Below are 18,864 nucleotides of genomic sequence, written 5' to 3'. Positions count from 1 at the left end.
AGTGGCCGCGCCCACCTGAGTGGGAGTCACCTAGTCTTTGGTGACCTGGATCTTGACGTGCTTGTCGCGCGGGTGCTCCGAGACCGGCATCGAGATCTCGAGGATGCCGTCGGAGTACGTCGCCTTGACCTTCGCCGGGTCGGCCCCGGCCGGCAGGCTGACGGTGCGGCTGAAGGTGCCGTAGTAGAACTCGCTGCGGCCCTCCGTGTGCTCCTTCGTCTCCCGCTCGGCCGTGATGGTGAGCAGACCGTTGTGCGTGGTCACGGAGATGTGCTTCTCCGGGTCGAAGCCGGGCAGTTCGGCCCGCACGAGGTACCGTCCGTCCTCAGTGGACTCCTCGATCCGGACCGGGTTGTGCTCGGCGAACGGCCACGGGTTCTCCAGCCACGCCGCGATGCTCGGCAACGCCAGGCGTGAGCCCGGCACCAAGGCAGTCATCGTTTCGCTCCTCTCCGCGGCGACGGGCGCCGCACCACAAGGAGACCTCGGGGACCCGGTGCCGCGAAGCGGCCGGACTGCCCGAACCGCGAGGACCTTCGTCACCGAAGACCCGGCCGGGGACCAACGGCCCTGTACTCAGTCCGGCCTCGCTGTCACCGTCGGCGGCACGGGGAGAACGGGAGCGAGAAATGAACCAGCCAGCGGAAACCTGGAGCTTCGACGTCGCCGTCGAGCACGGCCCGCACCGGACCCGGGCACAGATCGTGCTGCACACGCCGGACAGGCACGAGTTCTCCGGCGTGGGCCTCGCCCATCGGGCCGGCCCGGCCCGGATCGCCGGTTACCTGGCGCTGGGCCGGGCGATGTCCGACCTCACGGAAGAACTGGTGGAAGCCGCAACCGCGGAACTGGAAGCGGAAGCCGGTCGCACCTGGGCCCTTGAATCGCGGGACGCGGGCCGACGGGGCCGAGGGGGAGGGAGCGCGCCGGCCCGCGGGCCAGACGCTACCTACGTAGAGGCGAGCTTGCGCGGTGGACGCGCCGGGCGGAGTCTTCCCCACTCCGCCCGGCACCACACCACCGTAGAACATACGTTCGAATGAAGCAACCCGGGTCAGCCGACTGGCGCGGACCACTCCAGCTTCAGGCCACCGGCGGGGACGGCTTCGATCGTGAAGTGCCCGCCGACGGCTTCGGCGCGGTCACCGAGGTTGCCCAGCCCGCTCGGCGAGACGTCGGCGGGCAGCCCCTTGCCGTCGTCGGCCACGACGATCCGCAGGACGTCGTCCTTCACCACGACCGAGACCGACAAGACCGAAGCTTCCGCGTGCCGGACGGCGTTGCTGACCCCTTCGCGCACCACCGCCTCGGCGTGCTCGGCCAGCTGCGCGGGCAGCGCGTCGAGCGGGCCGGCCATGCTGACCGTCGGGTGCACCGGCGCGTCGTCGGTCAGCTCGGCGATCGCGTCGTGCAGGCGGTGCCGCAGCCGCAACCCCGTCTCCCCCGCCGCACCGCCGTGCAGGTCGAAGATCGCGGTGCGGATCTCCTGCACGATCTCGTGCATCTGCTCGATGCTGTCCCCGAGCCGCTTCTGCAGCTCCGGCGACTTCGTCCGCCGCTGCGTGCTCTGCATCGACAGGCCCACCGCGAACAGCCGCTGGATGACGTGGTCGTGCAGGTCGCGGGCGATCCGGTCGCGGTCACCGAGCACGTCCAGCTCGCGGGCGGTCCGCTGCTGGGCCGCCAGCTGCAGTGCCAGCGCGGCCTGGTCGGCGAACGAGGCCACGACCGACAGCTGGGCCGACTCGAACGACGCCGCGCCCGGCTCCCGGACGGCGATGAGCACGCCGGTCGTGCGGTCACCCGCCCGCAGCGGCACCACCAGAGCCGGCCCGAAGGCGTAGTCCCCCAGTTCCAGCTCTGGAACGCTCCGCGGCGTCCGGTCCCGGTACACCGCGCCGGGCAGACTGCCTTCGACGTCGATGTGCAGACCCGACAGCTCGGCGGCCCGGACCCCCGCGCAGACGGTCACCGTCAGGTCGTCGACGTCGTCGCCCCAGTCCTCGTCGACGTCGAGCCGCCCGGAATTGGGCAAGGCGAGCATGGTGACGTCCGATCCGGTCAGCTCCAGCGCCCGGCTGGCGATGATGTCGAGCGCCTCCGCCGGGTCGGTACCGCCCAGCAGTTCGGTCGTCACCTCACTGGTCGCGGCCAGCCACTGCTGCCGCACCCGCGCCTGCTCGTAGAGGTGCGCATTCTCGATCGCGATCCCGGCCGCGGCGGCCAGGGCCTGCACGACGACCTCGTCGTCGTCGGTGAACTGCTCGCCGTTCTTCTTTTCGGTCAGGTACAGCCGGCCGAACACCTCGTCCCGCACCCGCACCGGCACCCCGAGGAAGGAGTGCATCGGCGGGTGGTGGGCGGGGAAGCCCACCGACGCCGGATGGGCGGAAATCTCCTCCAGCCGCAGCGGCTTCGCCTCCTCGATGACCACGCCGAGGACGCCGTGGCCTTCGGGCAGGTCGCCGATCAGCGTGCGGGTCTCGTCGTCGATCCCGAGGTAGATGAACTCGGACAGGGAGCCGTCTTCGGCGAGTACCCCGAGTGCGCCGTACTTCGCCTCGCCGAGCTCGATGGCGGCCCGCACGATGCGCCGCAGCGTGGTGTCCAGTTCCAGTCCGGACGCGACGGCCAGGACCGCGTCGAGCAGGCCGTCCATCTTGTCGCGGGTCCCGATCAGCAGCTCGATCCGGTCCTGGAGGTCGCGGAGGACCTCGCGAAGCCGCAGCCCGGAGAGCGTCCCCGCCATCCGCCGCGGCCTGTCCTCCGGGTGCTGCCCGGGTCCGTTCTGCGACACCGTGTCCACGACCTCCGCACCGTCCGTTCCGACCTCGCCCTGGTGACTTTCTCCCCTTTCCGCAGCCTCGCCACGCGAGAGACCGTCGGAGGAAGCTTTCGGAACCACAGTGTGCCGCGCGGCGGCACGAGGGGAAACCATGACACTACCCATCACCGCGATCGGCCTGCTGGACCCCGATCAGGTGAAGTCGGTGATCGGCGCCGCGATGCTCGCGCCGTCGACGCACAACACGCAGCCGTGGCGGTTCCGCAGCACTCCCGCGGGCCTCGAACTGCACGCCGATCCGGACCGCGCCCTGCCCGTGGCCGACGCCGACCAGCGGGAACTGCTGCTCTCGTGCGGGGCCGCGCTGTTCAACCTGCGCACCGCCATCAACGCCCTCGGCGCGCACCCGGCCACCACGCTGCTGCCGCGTCGCGATGACCCCACGCTGCTGGCCCTCGTCCGGCCGTTCGCGGCCCGGCGTCCCGACCCCCGGTTGGTCCACCTGGCCGACGCGATCCCTCGCCGGCACACGAACCGGACACCGTTCGGCACGGACACCATCCCCGCACCGATGGTCGCCGAACTACGGCACGCCGCCGAAGTCGAGCAGGCGTGGCTGCCGCGGCTGGACGCACACCAGCTGGAAGGCCTGCGAGAGCTGGTGCACAAGAGCCACCAGGTGCAGGTTTCCGACCCGGCGTTCGTCGCCGAGTGGCGCTACTGGACCGCGCGTGCACCGGGCAGCCGGGACGGCGTCCCCGAGTACGCGGCCGGCGCGATGCCCTCCGACAACGGCGGCTGGGTGCTGCGGGACTTCGGTGCGCGGCGGCGCGGCCGACCCGACGAGTCGGAGCCGCTGGTCGTGGTCATCGGCTCCTTCGACGACACCCGGATCGACCGGATCCGGGCCGGTCAGGCCATGCAGCGGGTGCTGCTCACGGCCACGGCCGCCGGGCTCGACGCGTCGTTCATCTCCCAGCCGGTCGAGGTTCCCGCGGTGCGGAGGGAGCTGCGCGCCCTGCTCGGCGGGGGGCTGTGGCCGCAGATCGTGCTGCGCCTCGGCCGCGGCGCACCGGTGCCATGGACGCCGCGCCGGTCCCTGGCCGATGTCCTCCTGGAGCCGGAGCGAACGAGCGCCTAGCTCCCCTGGTTGCGCAGCTCGGTGGCCAGCACCGCGGCCTGGGTGCGACGTTCCATGCCCAGCTTGGTCAGCAGCCGGGAGACGTAGTTCTTGACCGTCTTCTCAGCCAGGAACATGCGCTCCGAGATCTGCCGGTTGGTCAAACCCTCACCGATCAGCTCGAGCAGCTTCTTCTCCTGGTCCGAGAGGTCGGCCAGCGGGCCCTTCTTGGTCTGGCTGTCGCGCAGCTTCGCCATCAGGGCGGCCGCGGCGTGCGCGTCGAGCAGGGACTTGCCCGCGCCGACGTCCCGCACCGCCGAGACCAGGTCCATGCCCTTGATGTCCTTGATGACGAACCCGCTCGCCCCGGCCATCACGGCGTCCAGCATCGCCTGCTCATCGGTGTAGGAGGTGAGCATCAGGCACTTCAGCTCCGGCAGCTTGGAGCGCAGCTCCCGGGCCAGTTCGATGCCGTTGCCGTCGGGCAGCCGCACGTCCAGCACCGCCACGTCGGGGTTGAGCGCCGGGATCCGGGCCAGCGCCTGAGACACGCTGCCGGCCTGCCCGATCACGGTCAGTTCTTCGTCCTCGTCCAGCAGGTCGGCGACGCCACGGCGGACGACCTCGTGGTCATCGACGAGAAACACGCGGAGCATTTCGACCTCCCGGGAACGGTTCGACAGAGATCAGAGTACGACCACAGGGCCCCCGATGGCAGGGACCCGGGACCGTCCGGGAAGTGACCAAGGACCCTCTCGCCGAAGCTGCCCCGGGCCCGATGCTTCCGGAGTCAACAGCGTCCGCGCGAGCAGGAGAACCGGATGAGCAACCTTGACCTGGCGCGATGGCAGTTCGGGGTCACCACCGTCTACCACTTCATCTTCGTCCCGCTGACCATCGGGCTGTCCTTCCTGGTCGCCGGGATGCAGACCGCCTGGGTGCGCACCGGGAACGACCGCTACCGCCGGATGACGAAGTTCTGGGGGAAGCTGTTCCTCATCAACTTCGCCATGGGCGTGGCGACCGGCATCGTGCAGGAATTCCAGTTCGGCATGAACTGGTCCGACTACAGCACCTTCGTCGGCGACATCTTCGGCGCGCCGCTGGCCATCGAGGGCCTGCTGGCGTTCTTCCTCGAATCGACGTTCCTCGGCCTGTGGATCTTCGGCTGGGACAAGCTGCCGAAGAAGCTGCACCTGGCGACGATCTGGATCGCCTCGATCGGCACCGTGCTCTCGGCGTACTTCATCCTCGCCGCCAACTCCTGGATGCAGCACCCGGTCGGCTCGATCGTGAATCCGGCGACCGGCCGCGCGGAGCTGAAGGACTTCGGCGCGGTCCTCACCAACTCGACCGCCGTCGGCGCGTTCGCCCACACGATCACCGCGTGCTTCCTCACCGCCGGAATGTTCGTCGTCGGGATCAGCGCCTGGCAGCTCCGCAAAGCCCACGCGACGGACGTCTACCGGCCGTCGATGAAGCTCGCGCTGGTCACCGTGCTGATCGCGAGCCTGGGCGTCATCGTCACCGGTGACCTGCAGGCACGGCTGATGACCGAGCAGCAGCCGATGAAGATGGCCGCCGCCGAAGCGCTCTACGACACCGTCGCACCCGCCTCGTTCTCGCTGTTCACCATCGGCTCGCTCGACGGCTCCCGGGAGAAGTTCTCCATCCGCGTCCCCGGCGTGCTCTCCTTCATGGCCACCGGGAAGTTCGACGGCCGGGTCGAAGGCATCAACGACCTCCAAGCCGCCGAACAGCAGCAGTACGGCCCCGGCGAATACCGGCCCGACATCCCGGTCAGCTACTGGACGTTCCGCCTGATGATCGGCTTCGGCTTCCTCTGCCTGCTGATCTCCCTGGTCGGGCTCTGGCTGTTCCGCCGCGGCCGCACCCCGCGCGCCCGCTGGTTCTTCCCCGTCGCGACCGCCGGGCTCGCCCTGCCGTTCCTGGCCAACAGCGTCGGCTGGATCTTCACCGAGATGGGCCGCCAGCCGTGGTCGGTGTTCGGCGTGCTCAAGACCGCCGACTCCGTCTCCCCCACGGTGTCTGCGGGCAGCGTGCTGACCTCACTGATCGTGTTCACCGTGCTCTACGGCGTGCTCGCGGTCATCGACGGCGTCCTGATGGTCCGCTACGCCAAAGCCGGTCCCCCACCCCCCGAGGCACCCGCGGACGAGACCGATTCCGACGAGCCGCGCCCCGCGGCCTTCGCCTACTGACGCCGGAGACCCGCCATGGCCCTCACCGACATCTGGTTCCTGCTCATCGCGGTCCTCTGGACCGGCTACTTCGTCCTCGAAGGCTTCGACTTCGGCGTCGGGACGCTCCTGCGTGTCCTCGGCCACGACGACACCGACCGCCGCGTGCTGATCAACACCATCGGCCCGGTCTGGGACGGCAACGAAGTCTGGCTGCTCGTCGCCGGCGGCGCCACCTTCGCTGCCTTCCCGCTCTGGTACGCCAGCCTGTTCTCCGGCTTCTACCTGGCGCTGCTGCTCGTGCTCGTCGCACTCATCCTGCGGGGTGTCGCGTTCGAGTTCCGCGGCAAGATCGACAGCCCACGCTGGCGCAACACCTGGGACTGGATCATCGTCTTCGGCTCCGCCGCACCGGCGCTGCTGTGGGGTGTCGCCTTCGGCAACATCGTCCACGGCGTCCCCCTCGACGCCCAGCACCACTTCACCGGCACCTTCTTCACCCTGCTCAACCCGTACGCGCTGCTCGGGGGCCTGGCCACGCTCAGCCTGTTCACCTTCCACGGCGCGGTGTTCCTCGCCTTGAAGACGACTGACGCCATCCGCGACCGCGCCCGGACATTGAGCCGCGCGCTCGGCGGCGCGGCGATCGTGTTCGGCGGCGTCTTCCTCGCCTACACCGCCATCGAGCACGGCGGCTGGACGTGGCTGACGTCGCTGGTGGCGGCCCTGCTGCTCGCCGCCGGAGTGCTGTTCGCCGCCGGCGAGCGCGACGGGTACGCCTTCGCGAGCACCGCCGGCGCGATCATCGCGGTTACCTTCACGCTGTTCTGGTCGCTCTACCCGAACGTGCTGCCCTCGACCACCGACCCGGCCTTCAGCCTGACCACGACGAACGCGTCGTCGACGCCGTACACGCTGCAGATCATGACCTGGGTCGCCGTCGCGTTCACCCCGATCGTGCTCACCTACCAGACCTGGACGTACTGGGTGTTCCGCAAGCGGATCAGCCGCACCTCGATCCCCGCCGGCGGCGGCCTGCCCGCAGCCCGCCGATGAGGCCCCTCGACCCGCGGCTGCTCCGCCACGCGAACGCGGTCCGGCCGTTCATCGTGGCCTGCGCGGGCCTCGGCGTGCTCACCGCGATGCTGGTCCTCGCCCAGGCCGAACTGCTGGCCAAGACGATCACCTGGGCGTTCCTCGACGGCCTTACGCTGCGCGCGCTTCTGGCCCCGGTCGGGCTGCTGGCCTTGGTGGTGCTGGCCCGGTCCGGCCTCGCGTGGCTGTCGGAGACGACCGCGCACCGCGCCGCGGCCCGCGCGCTTTCGCAGCTGCGGGAGACGGTCATCGGCGCCGCGCTGCGGATCGGGCCCCGGCGGGCGGACCGATCTCCCGCCGAGGTCGCCTCCCTGGCCACGCACGGCGTCGACCGGCTCGAAGGCTACTTCGCCCGGTACCTGCCGCAGCTGCTCATCGCGGCGGTGGTGCCGCTGGTGGTCGGCGTGCGGATCCTGGCCGCGGACTGGGTCGCCGCGGTGATCGTGGGTCTCACGGTGCCGCTCATCCCGATCTTCATGATCCTCATCGGGCTCTACACCCAGCGCGACGTCCAGCGGCAGTGGAAAACACTGTCCGTGCTGGGCAACCACTTCCTCGACCTCGTCGCCGGGCTCGCCGAGCTGACCGCGTTCGGCCGGGCCCGCGCCCAGCTGCGCTCGCTGCGGGAGATCACCGAGAAGTACCGCACGCACACCATGCGGACCCTGCGCGTCGCATTCCTCTCCGCGCTCGCCCTGGAACTACTGGCCACGCTGTCGGTCGCGGTCGTCGCCGTGTCGATCGGCCTGCGCCTGCTCGCCGGTGAACTCGACCTGCAGACCGCCCTCGTCGTGCTGGTCCTCGCCCCGGAGGTCTACCTGCCGCTGCGGGCGGTCGGCGCGCGGTTCCACGACAGCGCCGAAGGCCTCGCCGCCGCCGAAGAGATCATCGCGCTCGCCGACACCCCCACCGGCGACACCGGCACCCGCACGGTTCCCGACCTCGGCCAGGTGGCGTTGCGCTGCGAAGACGTGACGGTCGAAGGCCGGTCGGGACCGATCCTGGACGGGTTCACGCTGCGCATTCCCGCCGGCGAAGTCGTCGGGATCACCGGTCCGAGCGGCGCGGGGAAGTCGACGCTGCTGGACGTCCTGCTCGGCTGGCGGCGGCCCGGCTCCGGCCGGGTCGTGCTCGGCGACACCGACCTGGCCGAAATCGGCCGCGCCACCTGGCACCGGCACCTCGCCTGGGTGCCGCAACAACCCCACCTCGTCGCCGGGACAGTGGCGGAGAACATCCGGCTGGGCTCCCCCGACGCGACCGACGACGCCGTGCTCGCCGCCGCGGACACCGCGGCACTCGACGTCCCGCTGTCCACTGTGGTCGGCGAGCTGGGCGCCGGGCTGTCCACCGGACAGCGCCGCCGCGTCGCACTGGCCCGCGCGGTGCTGCTCGACCGGCCGCTGATCCTGCTCGACGAACCCACCGAAGGCGTCGACGCGGAAACCGAAGCGGTCATCCTCGACCGGCTGCCGGCGGTGCTCGCCGGACGGACCGCGGTGATCGTCAGCCACCACCCCGCCGTGCTGGCCCGGTGCGACCGCGTCGTCCAGCTCGGCGGGGCGGCCGTTCTTCCCGCGGCGGCCCCGGAGCGCGCCGCGGGGTCTGTCACGGCTCGCCCGCCCGCCGCCGTCCCGGCACCCGCTCCCTCCACGGTGGACGGCTCGGCCTCGAAGTGGCGGCCGCTGCTGGCTGCCGTGCGCCCGCACCGGTGGCGGCTCGCCCTGGCCTGTCTCGCCGCCACCGCCGCGCTGGGCTGCGGCGTCGCGCTCACCGCGACGTCGTCCTGGCTGATCGCGAGCGCCGCGCTGCACCCGCCCGTGCTCAGCCTCATGGTGGCGATCGTCGCCGTGCGAACCTTCGGCCTGGCCAAGGGCATCCTGCGCTACCTCGAGCGGCTACTGTCCCACGACGTCGCCCTGCGAGCGCTGACCGAACTGCGCGTCCGGGTGTGGGACCGGCTGGTCCGCCTCGGCCCGGCCCGCACCGCCCGCCTGCGCCGCGGCGACCTGCTGCACCGCCTGGTGTCCGATGTGGACAGCCAGCAGGACGTGCTGGTCCGCGGCCTGGTGCCGGGCATTTCGACGTTCGCGGTGCTCACCGGGGCCGCCGTCACCCGGGGTGATCCTGCCCGGCGCCGGGTTCGCGGCCGCCGCCGGCTTGTTCACCGCCGGAGTGCTCGCCCCGCTCGTCGCCGCGCTGACGGCCCGGCGGGCACAGCGCGACACCGCCCGGCTGCGCACGGACCTGACCGCGGGCACCGTCGAGCTGCTGCAGGCCTCGGCCGACCTGATCGTCCACGACGCGGCGGTGCGCCGGCACTCCCGCCTGCGTGAGCTCGACGCCGGCCTGACCGCCCTCGCCCGGCGGTCGGCGGTCCGGCGCGGCCTCGGCACCGGGATCGCCACCCTCGGGGTCGGCCTGACGTCCCTGGTCTGTCTCGCGCTGGGCATCCTGGCCGTGCGGGCGGGCACGATCCCCGGACCGGCGCTGGCCGTGCTGGCGCTGACCCCGCTCGCGACGGCCGAGCTGGTGGCGGGCCTGCCCGAGGCGGCGCAGCGGCTCCTCGGCGCCGGGCACTCCGCGCGCCGGCTCGCCGAGCTGGACGCCGGGCCCGCTTCGCGGACCGAACCCACCGCCACTGCGCCCGCCGCGGCCCACCTGGCCGCCGAACGTCTCGCCGTCCGCTGGCCCGGCGCCGAACGCAACGCCGTCGAAGGGGTCGACCTGCGCATCGGCCCCGGTCACCGGCTCGCGCTGACCGGCCGGTCCGGGGCGGGCAAGAGCACGGTGATCGCGGCGCTGATGCGCTACCTGGTCCCGTCGTCCGGCCGCGTCCTGCTCGACGACGAGGACACCCTCGCGTTCGACGGCGACTCGGTGCGGGAGCAGATAGCCTGGTGCGGGCCGGACACCCACCTGTTCGACAGCACGCTTCGCGAGAACCTCCGCCTGGCCCGGCCGTCCGCTCCCGACACCGCGCTGATCGCCGCACTCGACCTGGCGCAGCTGGGCGGGTGGCACTCGCACTTGCCCGACGGCCTCGACACGGCACTGGGCGCGCACGGCACCCCGGTGTCGGGTGGCGAGCGCCAGCGCATCGGTGTGGCCCGGGCGCTGCTGTCGGACCGCCCGATCCTGCTTCTCGACGAGCCGACGGCCCATCTGGACGCGCCCACGGCCGCGGCTTTGGCGGCGGATGTGCTGACGGCAACGGAGGGCCGCTCGACGCTGGTGGTGACGCACCGCCCGGCCGACTTCGCCACGCTGCCCACGATCGACCTCACGGCGGCACGCTCGCTCGGCGCCACCTGACGGTACCCGCTCCCGGCGTCAGGACAGCGGTACCCACCAGGTCAGCTCGCGCTCGTGCACCTCGGAGAGCCCTCCTCGGCTGCCCCCCAGCTCGGTGAACGTGACCAGGTCCGCCTCCGGCGTCCCGTCGAGCGGGTTACCTCCGTCGTGGGCGAGGACCACGCTCAGCCGTTCCGCGCCCGAGCGCACCGCGACCTGGACCGCGCCCGCGCCAGTGTGCCGGGCGATCACCCGCAAACCCTCGCGTAACGCCGTGACCAGTGCGTCGGCGAGCTCCACCGAAGCAATCGCGTCGAGCTTGCCCGAGAACTCCGTCGAAGCGGCGAGCCCGAACTCCTCGCCGGCCTCCGACAACACCTCCAGCACCCGGTCGTGCACGGTCGCCGTGGCGCGCGGCAGCACGTCGTCCAGCTGGAACACCGTCTCGCGGATCTGGGTGATCACGGCGTCGAGGTCGGTGATCGCCGTCCGCACCCGGCGCGCGACCACCTCCGAGCGGGCCGCTCCGGCGGTCGTCTGCAGGGACAGGCCGATCGCGTACAGCCGCTGCACCACCTGGCTGTGCAGCTCGGCCGCGATCCGGTCGCGCTCGTCGTAGAGCTCGCTGCGCTGCTGTTCCGCGCGGGCGTCGGCCAGCTCGATCGCCACCGACGCCTGACCGGCGAACCCGGCCGCCATCTCGAGGTCGTCGGCGGTGAACCCGCGGCGGCCGATCTTCCTGGCCGCGGTCAGCACGCCGGTCACCTGCCCGGCGCCGGTCAGCGGAACGACCAGCACGGCGTCGAGGTCCGTCCGCAACGGCGCGGACACCTCCTGCCGGGACTGCCGGTCGATCCACGACCCCACCACCGGCGCACCGCTGGCGAACACCTGCCCCGACATCGTGCCCTCGACGTCGACGAAGGCTCCCTCCAGCTCGGCCGCGCCGCTGCCGACGGCGACCTCGATCCGGAGCCCGTCGCCGGCCGGGCGCAGCACGGTGACCAGGTCGGCGTCGGCGAGGTCGTGGGTGTGCGTGGCGATCAGCTCCAGCGGACGGCCGGACCCGGTCGAGAGGAGTTCGCGCATGATCGCCGTCGACGCCGCCAGCCACTCCTGCTGCTTGCGTGCGGTCTCGTAGAGCCTCGCGTTGTCGATGGCCTGCCCGGCGGTCGCGGCCAGGGCGAGCGCGAGCTGCTCGTCCTCCGCGGTGAACTCGCCGTGCCGGCACTCGGTGAGGTAGAGGTTGCCGAACACCACCCCGCGCACCCGGATCGGCACACCGAGGAAGCTGCCCATCGGCGGGTGCTCGTCCGGGAACCCGGACGAGCGGGGGTCGTCGCCGATGTTCGCCAGCCGGATCGGCCGCGGGTCCTCCACCACGGCCCCGAGCAGCCCCTTGCCTTCCGGCAGCCGCCCGACCCTGGCCACCGTCTCGGCGTCCATGCCGACGTGGATGAACTCGACGAGCTGCCCGTCCGGCCCGATCACGCCGAGCGCCGCGTACCGGGCGCCCAGCAGTTCCCGCGCCGCCTCGACGATCCGGCGCAGCAGCGTCGGCAACGCCAGGTCGCTCGTCACCATCTGACTCGCGTGCAACAGCCCGCGCAGCCGCCCTTGCGTGCCCATGACTTCCTGGGCCCGCTCGACCAGCTGCCCCAGCAGCTGGTCCAATTCCATGCGCGGTAAGTCGGGGAACGTCAACCTTTCCGCCTCCGCGCGCTCATGATCTCCGCCTGCCCGGTTCACATCGCCCACTCCCGGTAGCCCGCCGACCGTCTCCGGCGCTTCCGACCAGTTCTCCTCCCCTGGCCGGGTGATGGTCAAGCCGCAGTGGGAACCTGTTTCGTGAAATTTCACGTGCCCCTCGGCTCACCGCCCCGGCCGATGCGCTCCCGGGTGCCGATCTCGCCGAACCGGCGCGGTGGCGGCGTGCGCCTGCTCGACGCTGACCGGCCGGACGACCTCGCCGCCCCGCATCGGGTCGCCGGTCGCGGCCGGCAGGTTCAAGATCTACACGCGGGACCGGATCCGCGAGGCTCAGGTCGTGGCGGGAACCAGCTCGGCGAGCAGGGCGCGGACCCGGCGGTCGATCTCGTCGCGGATCGGGCGGACGTGCTCGACGGACCGGCCGGCGGGGTCGTCGAGCTGCCAGTCGAGGTAGCGCTTGCCCGGGAAGATCGGGCAGGCGTCGCCGCAGCCCATGGTGATCACGACGTCGGCGGCCTCGACCGCGTCGGTGGTCAGTCGCTTGGGGAACTCGCGGGAGACGTCGATCCCCAGCTCGGCCATCACCGCGACCACGGCCGGGTTGACCTCGTTCGCCGGTGCCGACCCGGCGGAGCGAACGGTGACGCGGCCGGCGGCGTGGTGGTCCAGCAGGGCGGCGGCCATCTGGGAGCGCCCGGCGTTGTGGACGCAGACGAACAGCACTTCGGGGGTGTTCACGGGGTGACCTCCACGGGGGCCGGGGTGAAGCGGCGGCGCAGCGCCAGGGACACGTACACGAGCGCGACGAGCACGGGGACTTCGATCAGCGGCCCGACGACCCCGGCCAGCGCCTGCCCGCTGGTCGCGCCGAACGTGGCGATGGCGACGGCGATGGCGAGTTCGAAGTTGTTGCCCGCTGCGGTGAACGCGAGCGTCGTGGTCCGTTCGTAGGACAGGCCGACGGCCTTGCCGAACGCGTAGGACCCGGCCCACATCAGTCCGAAGTAGACGAGCAAGGGCACCGCGATCCGGACGACGTCCAGTGGCCGCGCTGTGATCTGATCTCCCTGCAGGGCGAAGAGCACCACGATCGTGAACAGCAGGCCGTAGAGCGCGGCCGGGCCGATCTTGGGCAGGAACTTCGACTCGTACCAGGTCCGGCCCTTCGCCCGTTCGCCGAGACGGCGGGTCAGGTAACCGGCCAGCAGCGGGATGCCGAGGAAGATCAGGACGCTCTTGGCGATCTGCCACCCGGACACGGCGAGGCCGGCTTGCGGTAGGCCGAGCCAGCCGGGCAGGACGGAGAGGTAGAACCAGCCCAGGAGCCCGAACGCGATGACCTGGAACACCGAGTTCAGCGCGACCAGCACGGCGGCGGCTTCGCGGTCGCCGCAGGCGAGGTCGTTCCAGATGATGACCATGGCGATGCAGCGGGCGAGGCCGACGATGATCAGCCCGGTCCGGTATTCGGGCAGGTCGGGCAGCAGCAGCCAGGCCAGCGCGAACATCAGTGCCGGGCCGACGAGCCAGTTCAGCACCAGCGACGGCCACAGCAGCCGCCGGTCGCGGGTGACGCTGCCGAGCCGGTCGTAGCGGACTTTCGCCAGCACCGGGTACATCATGACCAGCAGCCCGAGCGCGATCGGCAGCGAAATTCCGTCGACCTGCACCGCCGAGAGCGCGGTGTTCAGCCCGGGGACCCAGCGGCCGGCGAGCAGGCCGGCGACCATCGCGGCGGCGATCCACACGGGCAGGAACCGGTCCAGGGTGGACAGCTTGCCGACCACCCCGGCGTGCGTGTCGGTCATGCCGGAACCGGGGCGTCGCCGGTGACGAGCACGGCCGAGAGCCGGGCCAGCACCTCGGGGTGGACGCGGTAGTACACCCAGGTGCCGCGCCGCTCACCGGTGATCAGCCCGGACTCGCGCAGCACCTTCAGATGGTGGGAGATCGTCGGGCCGGTCAGGTCGAACGCGTCGGTCAGGTCGCACACGCACGCCTCACCTCCGGCGTGGGAGGCGATCAGCGACAGCAGCCGCAGGCGTACCGGGTCGGCCATCGCCTTGAACAGCTTCGCCAGCTCCGCGGCCTGCGGCTCGGTCAGCGGCTCGCGGGCCAGCGGGGAGCAGCAGGCATCCATCGCGACGATCGGCAGCTGTTTCGGCATGCATCTATCTTGACAGATGTCTATTCAGAGGGCAATCTACCCGGTATCGCTGCTTCGATGAACATCTATTCAAGGAGGACAGGATGTCACGGGTACAGCTCGCGCTGCGGGTGGGGGACCTCGATGGCTCGATCGACTTCTACTCGAAGCTGTTCGGCACCGAGCCGGCCAAGCTCCGCCCCGGCTACGCCAACTTCGCCATCGCCGAGCCCGCGCTCAAGCTCGTGCTGCTGGAAGGCGAGCCCGGCCAGGCGACCGTCATGGACCACCTCGGCGTCGAGGTCGAGACGACCGACCAGGTCAGCGAGGCCAGCAAGCGCCTCACCGGCGAGGGCCTGGAGACGCTGACCGAGGACAACACGACGTGCTGCTACGCCGTGCAGGACAAGGTGTGGGTGCACGGGCCTGGTCAGGAGCCCTGGGAGGTCTACACCGTCAAGGCCGACTCGCAGACCTTCGGCACCGACAGCGGCGCCCTCGCCACCCCGGCCACGTGCTGCACGCCCGACGCCGAGACCGGGCGGGTCGACCAGGCCACCCAGCCGGAGGGCTGCTGCTCCTGAGCACCCGTCCGGGGTTCGGTGACCGCCGCGGCCGGTGGGACCGCGGCGGTCACCCCTCACCCCTCCCAGGTCCAGTCGCGGATCTCGGGCAGGTCCTCGCCGTGGGTCCGGATCCAGCGGCGGTGCTTGCCCTGGGCCTCGGTCATCTTCTGCCGGAGCACGCCGGCCGTCGCGACCAGGCCCGGCACCCGGTCGATCACGTCGATCACCAGCTGGAACCGGTCCATGTGGTTGAGCACCAGCATGTCGAACGGTGTCGTCGTCGTGCCGTGCTCGGTGTAGCCGCGGACGTGCATGTCGTGGTGGTTGGTGCGGCGGTAGGCCAGGCGGTGGATCAGCCACGGGTAGCCGTGGTAGGCGAAGATCACCGGCCGGTCCGGGGTGAACAACGCGTCGAACTCGCGGTCGCCGAGCCCGTGCGGGTGCTCGGCTTCGGGCTGCAGGCGCATCAGGTCGACGACGTTCACCACCCGCACCGCCAGGTCCGGCAGCTCTTCCCGCAGGATCTTCGCCGCCGCGAGCACTTCCAGCGTCGGAGCGTCGCCCGCGCAGGCGAGGACGACGTCCGGCTCGCGGTCGGTGTGCGTGCTCGCCCACTCCCAGATGCTCACGCCCCGGGCGCAGTGCAGCGCGGCCTGCTCGGCATCCAGCCAGTTCGGCGAGTCGTTCTTGCCCGCCACGACGACGTTCACGTAGTCCCGGCTGCGCAGGCAGTGCGCCGCCACCTCCAGGAGCGTGTTGGTGTCCGGCGGGAAATAGATCCGCACGACTTCGGCTTCTTGTTCGCGATGTGGTCGACGAACCCGGGGTCCTGGTGGGAGAAGCCGTTGTGGTCCTGCCGCCACACGTGCGAGGTGAGCAAGTAGTTCAGCGACGCCACCGGGCGCCGCCACGGGATCTGGCGGTGCACCCGCAGCCACTTGATGTGCTGGTTCACCATCGAGTCGACGATGTGCACGAACGCCTCGTAGCAGTTGAACAACCCGTGGCGGCCCGTCAGCAGGTAGCCCTCGAGCCAGCCCTGGCACAAGTGCTCGGACAGCACCTCCAGCACCCGGCCGTCGGGCGACAGGTGCTCGTCCACCGGCTCGATCGCGGCCTGCCACTCCTTGGCGGTGACGTCGTAGACCGCGTCGAGCCGGTTGGACGCCGTCTCGTCGGGGCCGAAGAGGCGGAAGTTCGCCCGGTCGGCGTTGAGCGTGAAGACGTCGCGCAGGAACCGGCCCAGCGCGCGGGTCGGTTCGGCCCCCGTCGCCCCCGGTGACGGGACGGCGACGGCGTGGGCCGCGGTGTCGGGCAGCGTGAGCGGGCGCAGGAGGATGCCGCCGTTGGCGTTCGGGTTCGCGCCCATCCGGCGCTCCCCCGCCGGGATCATCGCCGTGACGTCCGCGACCGGGCGGCCGTGGTCGTCGAACAGCTCCTCCGGACGGTAGGACCGCATCCACTCTTCCAGCTGGCGAAGGTGCTCCGGGTTGCGCCGGACCTCGGCGAGCGGCACCTGGTGCGCCCGCCAGGTGCCTTCCACCGGCAAGCCGTCCACAACGGACGGACCGGTCCAGCCCTTGGGGCTGCGCAGCACGATCATCGGCCACGCCGGCCGCTCGTGGCGGCGGCGGATCACCGCGAGATCGGCGATCGCCGAATCCAGCGCGGCAGCCATCGCCTGGTGCATCGTCTCGGGGTCGCTGCCTTCGACGTAGATCGGCTCGTAGCCGTACCCGCGCAGCAACGCGTCGAGTTCGGCCGGGGCGATGCGGGACAGCACGGTCGGGTTGGCGATCTTGTAGCCGTTGAGGTGCAGGATCGGCAGCACCGCGCCGTCGCGGACCGGGTCGAGGAACTTGTTCGCGTGCCACGACGTCGCGAGTGGGCCGGTCTCGGCCTCGCCGTCGCCGATCACGCACGCGACCACGAGGCCCGGGTTGTCGAACGCCGCGCCGTACGCGTGGGCGAGCGAGTAACCGAGCTCGCCGCCTTCGTGGATCGAGCCCGGAACCTGCGGCGCCACGTGGCTGGGCACGCCACCGGGGAACGAGAACTGCTTGAACAGTTCCCGCATGCCGGCAGCGTCCCGCGTCACCTCGGGCCACGCCTCCGTGTAGCTGCCTTCGAGCCAGGTGTTGGCCAGCAACGCCGGACCGCCGTGGCCCGGGCCGGTGACGAACATGGCGTCCAGGTCGTGGGTCAGGATGGCCCGGTTGAGGTGGGCGTAGACGAAGTTGAGGCCGGGTGAGGTCCCCCAGTGCCCGAGCAGTCTCGGCTTGACGTGCTCGGGCCGCAGCTCCTCGCGCAGCAGCGGGTTCGCCATCAGGTAGATCTGGCCGGCCGAGAGGTAGTTCGCGGCCCGCCAGAGGGCGTCCACCTGCGCGAGCTCGGTGCGGCCCAGCACCGCCGGGCGAGCGTCGACGGCGGTCACTTCTTCCGCTCCGGGCGGACGACGAGCACCGGGCACTGGGCGTGCTGGACCAGCGCCTGGCTGGTCGAGCCGAGGAGCATCCCGGTGAAGCCGCCGCGACCGCGGCTGCCGACGACGACCAGCTGCGCGGTCTCGCTCGCCTCGAGCAGAGCGTGCCGTGGCCGGTCGCGGACCAGGAGGCGGCGGACCTCGACATCGGGGTACTTCTCCGGCCAGCCCGCCAGCCGCTCGGTCAGCAGCCGCTCCTCGCCCTCTTCCAGGGTCTCCGGCTGGGTGAGGATGCGGGCCGTGCCGCGCGTGTCCTCGTAGGTGATGTCGTTCCAGGCGTGCACCGCGACCAGCGGCACACCGCGCAGCGACGCCTCCTCGAACGCGACGGCGATCGCCTGCTCGCTGTTCGGGCTGCCGTCGACACCGACCACGACCGGTCCCGAATCCGGGAGCGTCGTGGTGCCCCGCCGACCGCGGATGACGGCGACCGGCCCGTGCGCGTGGCTCGCGACCGTGGCCGCGGTGCCACCGACCAGCATCTCGGCGAACCCGCCGGTCCCCGTCCGGCCGACCACGAGCATCCGGGCGTGCCGGGACTCCTCGATCAGCATCGGCACCGGCGGGTCGTTGGGCAGCTCGGTGGTGATCACCAGATCCTTGTCGATCGACGCGGCCAGGGTGCGGGCGTCGGCGATGGCGCGTTCGCCGTCGGCCTGGACCGCCTCGAACAGCGTGGCCGCGCCGATCCCGGTCATGCCCCCGCCGTAGTAGAGGCCGGCGACCTGCAGGCCGTGCACGATCCGGAGTTCGAGGTGACGCAGGGAGGCGATCTTCGCCGCCCACGCGACGGCGGCGGTCGAACCCGCCGAGCCGTCCACGCCGACGGTGATCCTCGGGTCGGTGGTGCTCATCGGTGCTGCTCCTCACCCGCGTAGGCGGTGTCGGCCGCGACGACGCCGGGCACGGCGAGCGCCAGCAGCTGCGCGACGTGCCGGTCGGTGTCGTCGTCGAACTGGTCGGTGATGTGGACGTAGCCGTCGCGGACGTCGATCTTCCAGCGGCCGCTGCCGCCGTAGATCTCCAGCCGGTGCTTGACGTCCCGGGCGATGTCGGTGTCTTCCCGCGCGAGCACGCGGACGATGTCGCCGCGGGTGACGATGCCGACGACGGCCGAGCCGTCGACGATCGGCATCGCCCGGATCCGGGCGTCCACCAGCGCCTGGCACAGCTCGGCGACGTCGGTGCCGGAGTCCATCGCGGTGGCGGGGCTGGTCATCACGTCCCCGACCGTCTTGCCCGCGACGGCGGCTTCGCGGTGTTCGTGGGCGTGCCGGGGGTCGGCGGGGATCCGGCCGCGGATCAGGTCGGCCTCGGTGACGATGCCGATCAGGCGCTCGTCGTCGTCGACCACCGGGAGCGCGGTGAAGCCGTGCATGGACAGCAGCTCGGCCGCCTCCTTGGCGGTCGTCCACGGCTGCACGGCGATCACCGGCGCGGTCATCAGGTCGCGTGCTCGCATCGG

14 protein-coding genes and 2 pseudogenes are annotated in these 18,864 nt (G+C 71.5%); 6 read left to right on the top strand and 10 right to left on the bottom strand.

Annotation, left to right across the window (positions count from 1 at the left end; translation table 11 throughout):
* Nucleotides 1-30 precede the first annotated feature (30 nt).
* Nucleotides 31-438, bottom strand: coding sequence for an Hsp20/alpha crystallin family protein (locus QP939_RS34285; RefSeq protein WP_285450426.1), 408 nt, complete (start codon nt 436-438; stop codon nt 31-33).
* Between the two features lie 191 nt (nt 439-629).
* Between QP939_RS34285 and QP939_RS34280 the strand changes: the two genes are divergently transcribed.
* On the top strand, nt 630-1,043 hold the full coding sequence (locus QP939_RS34280) for a dsRBD fold-containing protein (RefSeq protein WP_285450424.1): 414 nt from the start codon (nt 630-632) through the stop codon (nt 1,041-1,043).
* Between the two features lie 11 nt (nt 1,044-1,054).
* Here QP939_RS34280 and QP939_RS34275 read toward each other — a convergent pair whose 3' ends face one another.
* Complete coding sequence (locus QP939_RS34275; RefSeq protein ID WP_285459911.1) at nt 1,055-2,749, bottom strand: sensor histidine kinase; 1,695 nt, start codon at nt 2,747-2,749, stop codon at nt 1,055-1,057.
* Nucleotides 2,750-2,936: 187 nt separating this feature from the next.
* Here QP939_RS34275 and QP939_RS34270 point away from each other — a divergent pair, with 187 nt between their 5' ends.
* A complete protein-coding gene (locus tag QP939_RS34270) occupies nt 2,937-3,926 on the top strand; it encodes an Acg family FMN-binding oxidoreductase (protein WP_285450423.1) in 990 nt (329 codons plus the stop codon).
* Here the strand turns inward: QP939_RS34270 and QP939_RS34265 are convergent.
* On the bottom strand, nt 3,923-4,561 hold the full coding sequence (locus QP939_RS34265) for a response regulator transcription factor (RefSeq protein ID WP_285450421.1): 639 nt from the start codon (nt 4,559-4,561) through the stop codon (nt 3,923-3,925). The genes QP939_RS34270 and QP939_RS34265 overlap by 4 nt on opposite strands.
* Nucleotides 4,562-4,726: 165 nt before the next feature.
* Between QP939_RS34265 and QP939_RS34260 the strand changes: the two genes are divergently transcribed.
* The 3 genes and pseudogenes from QP939_RS34260 (at nt 4,727) to cydD (ending at nt 10,516) form a co-directional block, all read left to right on the top strand.
* A complete protein-coding gene (locus tag QP939_RS34260) occupies nt 4,727-6,127 on the top strand; it encodes a cytochrome ubiquinol oxidase subunit I (RefSeq protein WP_285450420.1) in 1,401 nt (466 codons plus the stop codon).
* Between the two features lie 15 nt (nt 6,128-6,142).
* Nucleotides 6,143-7,162 (top strand): cytochrome d ubiquinol oxidase subunit II, encoded by a 1,020-nt coding sequence (gene cydB / locus QP939_RS34255; RefSeq protein ID WP_285450418.1) that lies wholly within the window; start codon nt 6,143-6,145, stop codon nt 7,160-7,162.
* Nucleotides 7,159-10,516, top strand: a pseudogene (cydD, locus tag QP939_RS52265) (thiol reductant ABC exporter subunit CydD). Before cydB ends, cydD begins: the two are co-directional and overlap by 4 nt.
* 18 nt (nt 10,517-10,534) lie before the next feature.
* Here cydD and QP939_RS34240 read toward each other — a convergent pair.
* The 4 genes from QP939_RS34240 to QP939_RS34225 all read right to left on the bottom strand — a co-directional run bounded on the left by QP939_RS34240 (nt 10,535) and on the right by QP939_RS34225 (nt 14,372).
* Nucleotides 10,535-12,175 (bottom strand): sensor histidine kinase, encoded by a 1,641-nt coding sequence (locus QP939_RS34240; protein ID WP_285450415.1) that lies wholly within the window; start codon nt 12,173-12,175, stop codon nt 10,535-10,537.
* A gap of 360 nt (nt 12,176-12,535) precedes the next feature.
* Nucleotides 12,536-12,943, bottom strand: a complete 408-nt coding sequence (locus tag QP939_RS34235) for an arsenate reductase ArsC (protein WP_285450414.1) — start codon at nt 12,941-12,943, stop codon at nt 12,536-12,538.
* Nucleotides 12,940-14,013 carry an ACR3 family arsenite efflux transporter gene (arsB, locus tag QP939_RS34230; protein ID WP_285450413.1) on the bottom strand — a complete coding sequence of 358 codons (1,074 nt, stop codon included), beginning with the start codon at nt 14,011-14,013 and terminating at the stop codon, nt 12,940-12,942. Before arsB ends, QP939_RS34235 begins: the two co-directional genes overlap by 4 nt.
* Nucleotides 14,010-14,372, bottom strand: a complete 363-nt coding sequence (locus QP939_RS34225; protein ID WP_285450411.1) for an ArsR/SmtB family transcription factor — start codon at nt 14,370-14,372, stop codon at nt 14,010-14,012. Before QP939_RS34225 ends, arsB begins: the two co-directional genes overlap by 4 nt.
* 83 nt (nt 14,373-14,455) lie before the next feature.
* Between QP939_RS34225 and QP939_RS34220 the strand changes: the two genes are divergently transcribed.
* Nucleotides 14,456-14,935 carry an ArsI/CadI family heavy metal resistance metalloenzyme gene (locus QP939_RS34220; protein ID WP_285450410.1) on the top strand — a complete coding sequence of 160 codons (480 nt, stop codon included), beginning with the start codon at nt 14,456-14,458 and terminating at the stop codon, nt 14,933-14,935.
* Between the two features lie 56 nt (nt 14,936-14,991).
* Here the strand turns inward: QP939_RS34220 and QP939_RS34215 are convergent.
* From QP939_RS34215 to QP939_RS34205, 3 genes and pseudogenes are all read right to left on the bottom strand, one after another.
* Nucleotides 14,992-17,351 (bottom strand): annotated as a pseudogene (locus QP939_RS34215) (phosphoketolase family protein).
* Nucleotides 17,348-18,253, bottom strand: a complete 906-nt coding sequence (locus QP939_RS34210; RefSeq protein WP_285450409.1) for a universal stress protein — start codon at nt 18,251-18,253, stop codon at nt 17,348-17,350. Before QP939_RS34210 ends, QP939_RS34215 begins: the two are co-directional and overlap by 4 nt.
* Nucleotides 18,250-18,861: a CBS domain-containing protein gene (locus QP939_RS34205; protein ID WP_285450408.1), complete on the bottom strand. Its 612-nt coding sequence runs from the start codon at nt 18,859-18,861 to the stop codon at nt 18,250-18,252. The genes QP939_RS34210 and QP939_RS34205 overlap by 4 nt, the downstream gene beginning before the upstream one ends.
* Nucleotides 18,862-18,864 lie beyond the last annotated feature (3 nt).

This window comes from Amycolatopsis nalaikhensis, from assembly GCF_030264295.1.
GTDB lineage: Bacteria > Actinomycetota > Actinomycetes > Mycobacteriales > Pseudonocardiaceae > Amycolatopsis > Amycolatopsis nalaikhensis.
Note: the sequence above shows the minus strand (reverse complement) of the source record. Positions and strands in the feature narration are given on the sequence as shown.

What these genes read in the sequence shown, in the direction of transcription:
- QP939_RS34285 (WP_285450426.1), bottom strand. Translation starts at nt 438, where the DNA reads ATGACTGCCTTGGTGCCGGGCTCACGCCTGGCGTTGCCGAGCATCGCG.
- QP939_RS34280 (WP_285450424.1), top strand. Translation starts at nt 630, where the DNA reads ATGAACCAGCCAGCGGAAACCTGGAGCTTCGACGTCGCCGTCGAGCAC.
- QP939_RS34275 (WP_285459911.1), bottom strand. Translation starts at nt 2,749, where the DNA reads ATGGCGGGGACGCTCTCCGGGCTGCGGCTTCGCGAGGTCCTCCGCGAC.
- QP939_RS34270 (WP_285450423.1), top strand. Translation starts at nt 2,937, where the DNA reads ATGACACTACCCATCACCGCGATCGGCCTGCTGGACCCCGATCAGGTG.
- QP939_RS34265 (WP_285450421.1), bottom strand. Translation starts at nt 4,561, where the DNA reads ATGCTCCGCGTGTTTCTCGTCGATGACCACGAGGTCGTCCGCCGTGGC.
- QP939_RS34260 (WP_285450420.1), top strand. Translation starts at nt 4,727, where the DNA reads ATGAGCAACCTTGACCTGGCGCGATGGCAGTTCGGGGTCACCACCGTC.
- cydB (WP_285450418.1), top strand. Translation starts at nt 6,143, where the DNA reads ATGGCCCTCACCGACATCTGGTTCCTGCTCATCGCGGTCCTCTGGACC.
- QP939_RS34240 (WP_285450415.1), bottom strand. Translation starts at nt 12,175, where the DNA reads ATGGAATTGGACCAGCTGCTGGGGCAGCTGGTCGAGCGGGCCCAGGAA.
- arsB (WP_285450413.1), bottom strand. Translation starts at nt 14,013, where the DNA reads ATGACCGACACGCACGCCGGGGTGGTCGGCAAGCTGTCCACCCTGGAC.
- QP939_RS34225 (WP_285450411.1), bottom strand. Translation starts at nt 14,372, where the DNA reads ATGCCGAAACAGCTGCCGATCGTCGCGATGGATGCCTGCTGCTCCCCG.
- QP939_RS34220 (WP_285450410.1), top strand. Translation starts at nt 14,456, where the DNA reads ATGTCACGGGTACAGCTCGCGCTGCGGGTGGGGGACCTCGATGGCTCG.
- QP939_RS34210 (WP_285450409.1), bottom strand. Translation starts at nt 18,253, where the DNA reads ATGAGCACCACCGACCCGAGGATCACCGTCGGCGTGGACGGCTCGGCG.
- QP939_RS34205 (WP_285450408.1), bottom strand. Translation starts at nt 18,861, where the DNA reads ATGCGAGCACGCGACCTGATGACCGCGCCGGTGATCGCCGTGCAGCCG.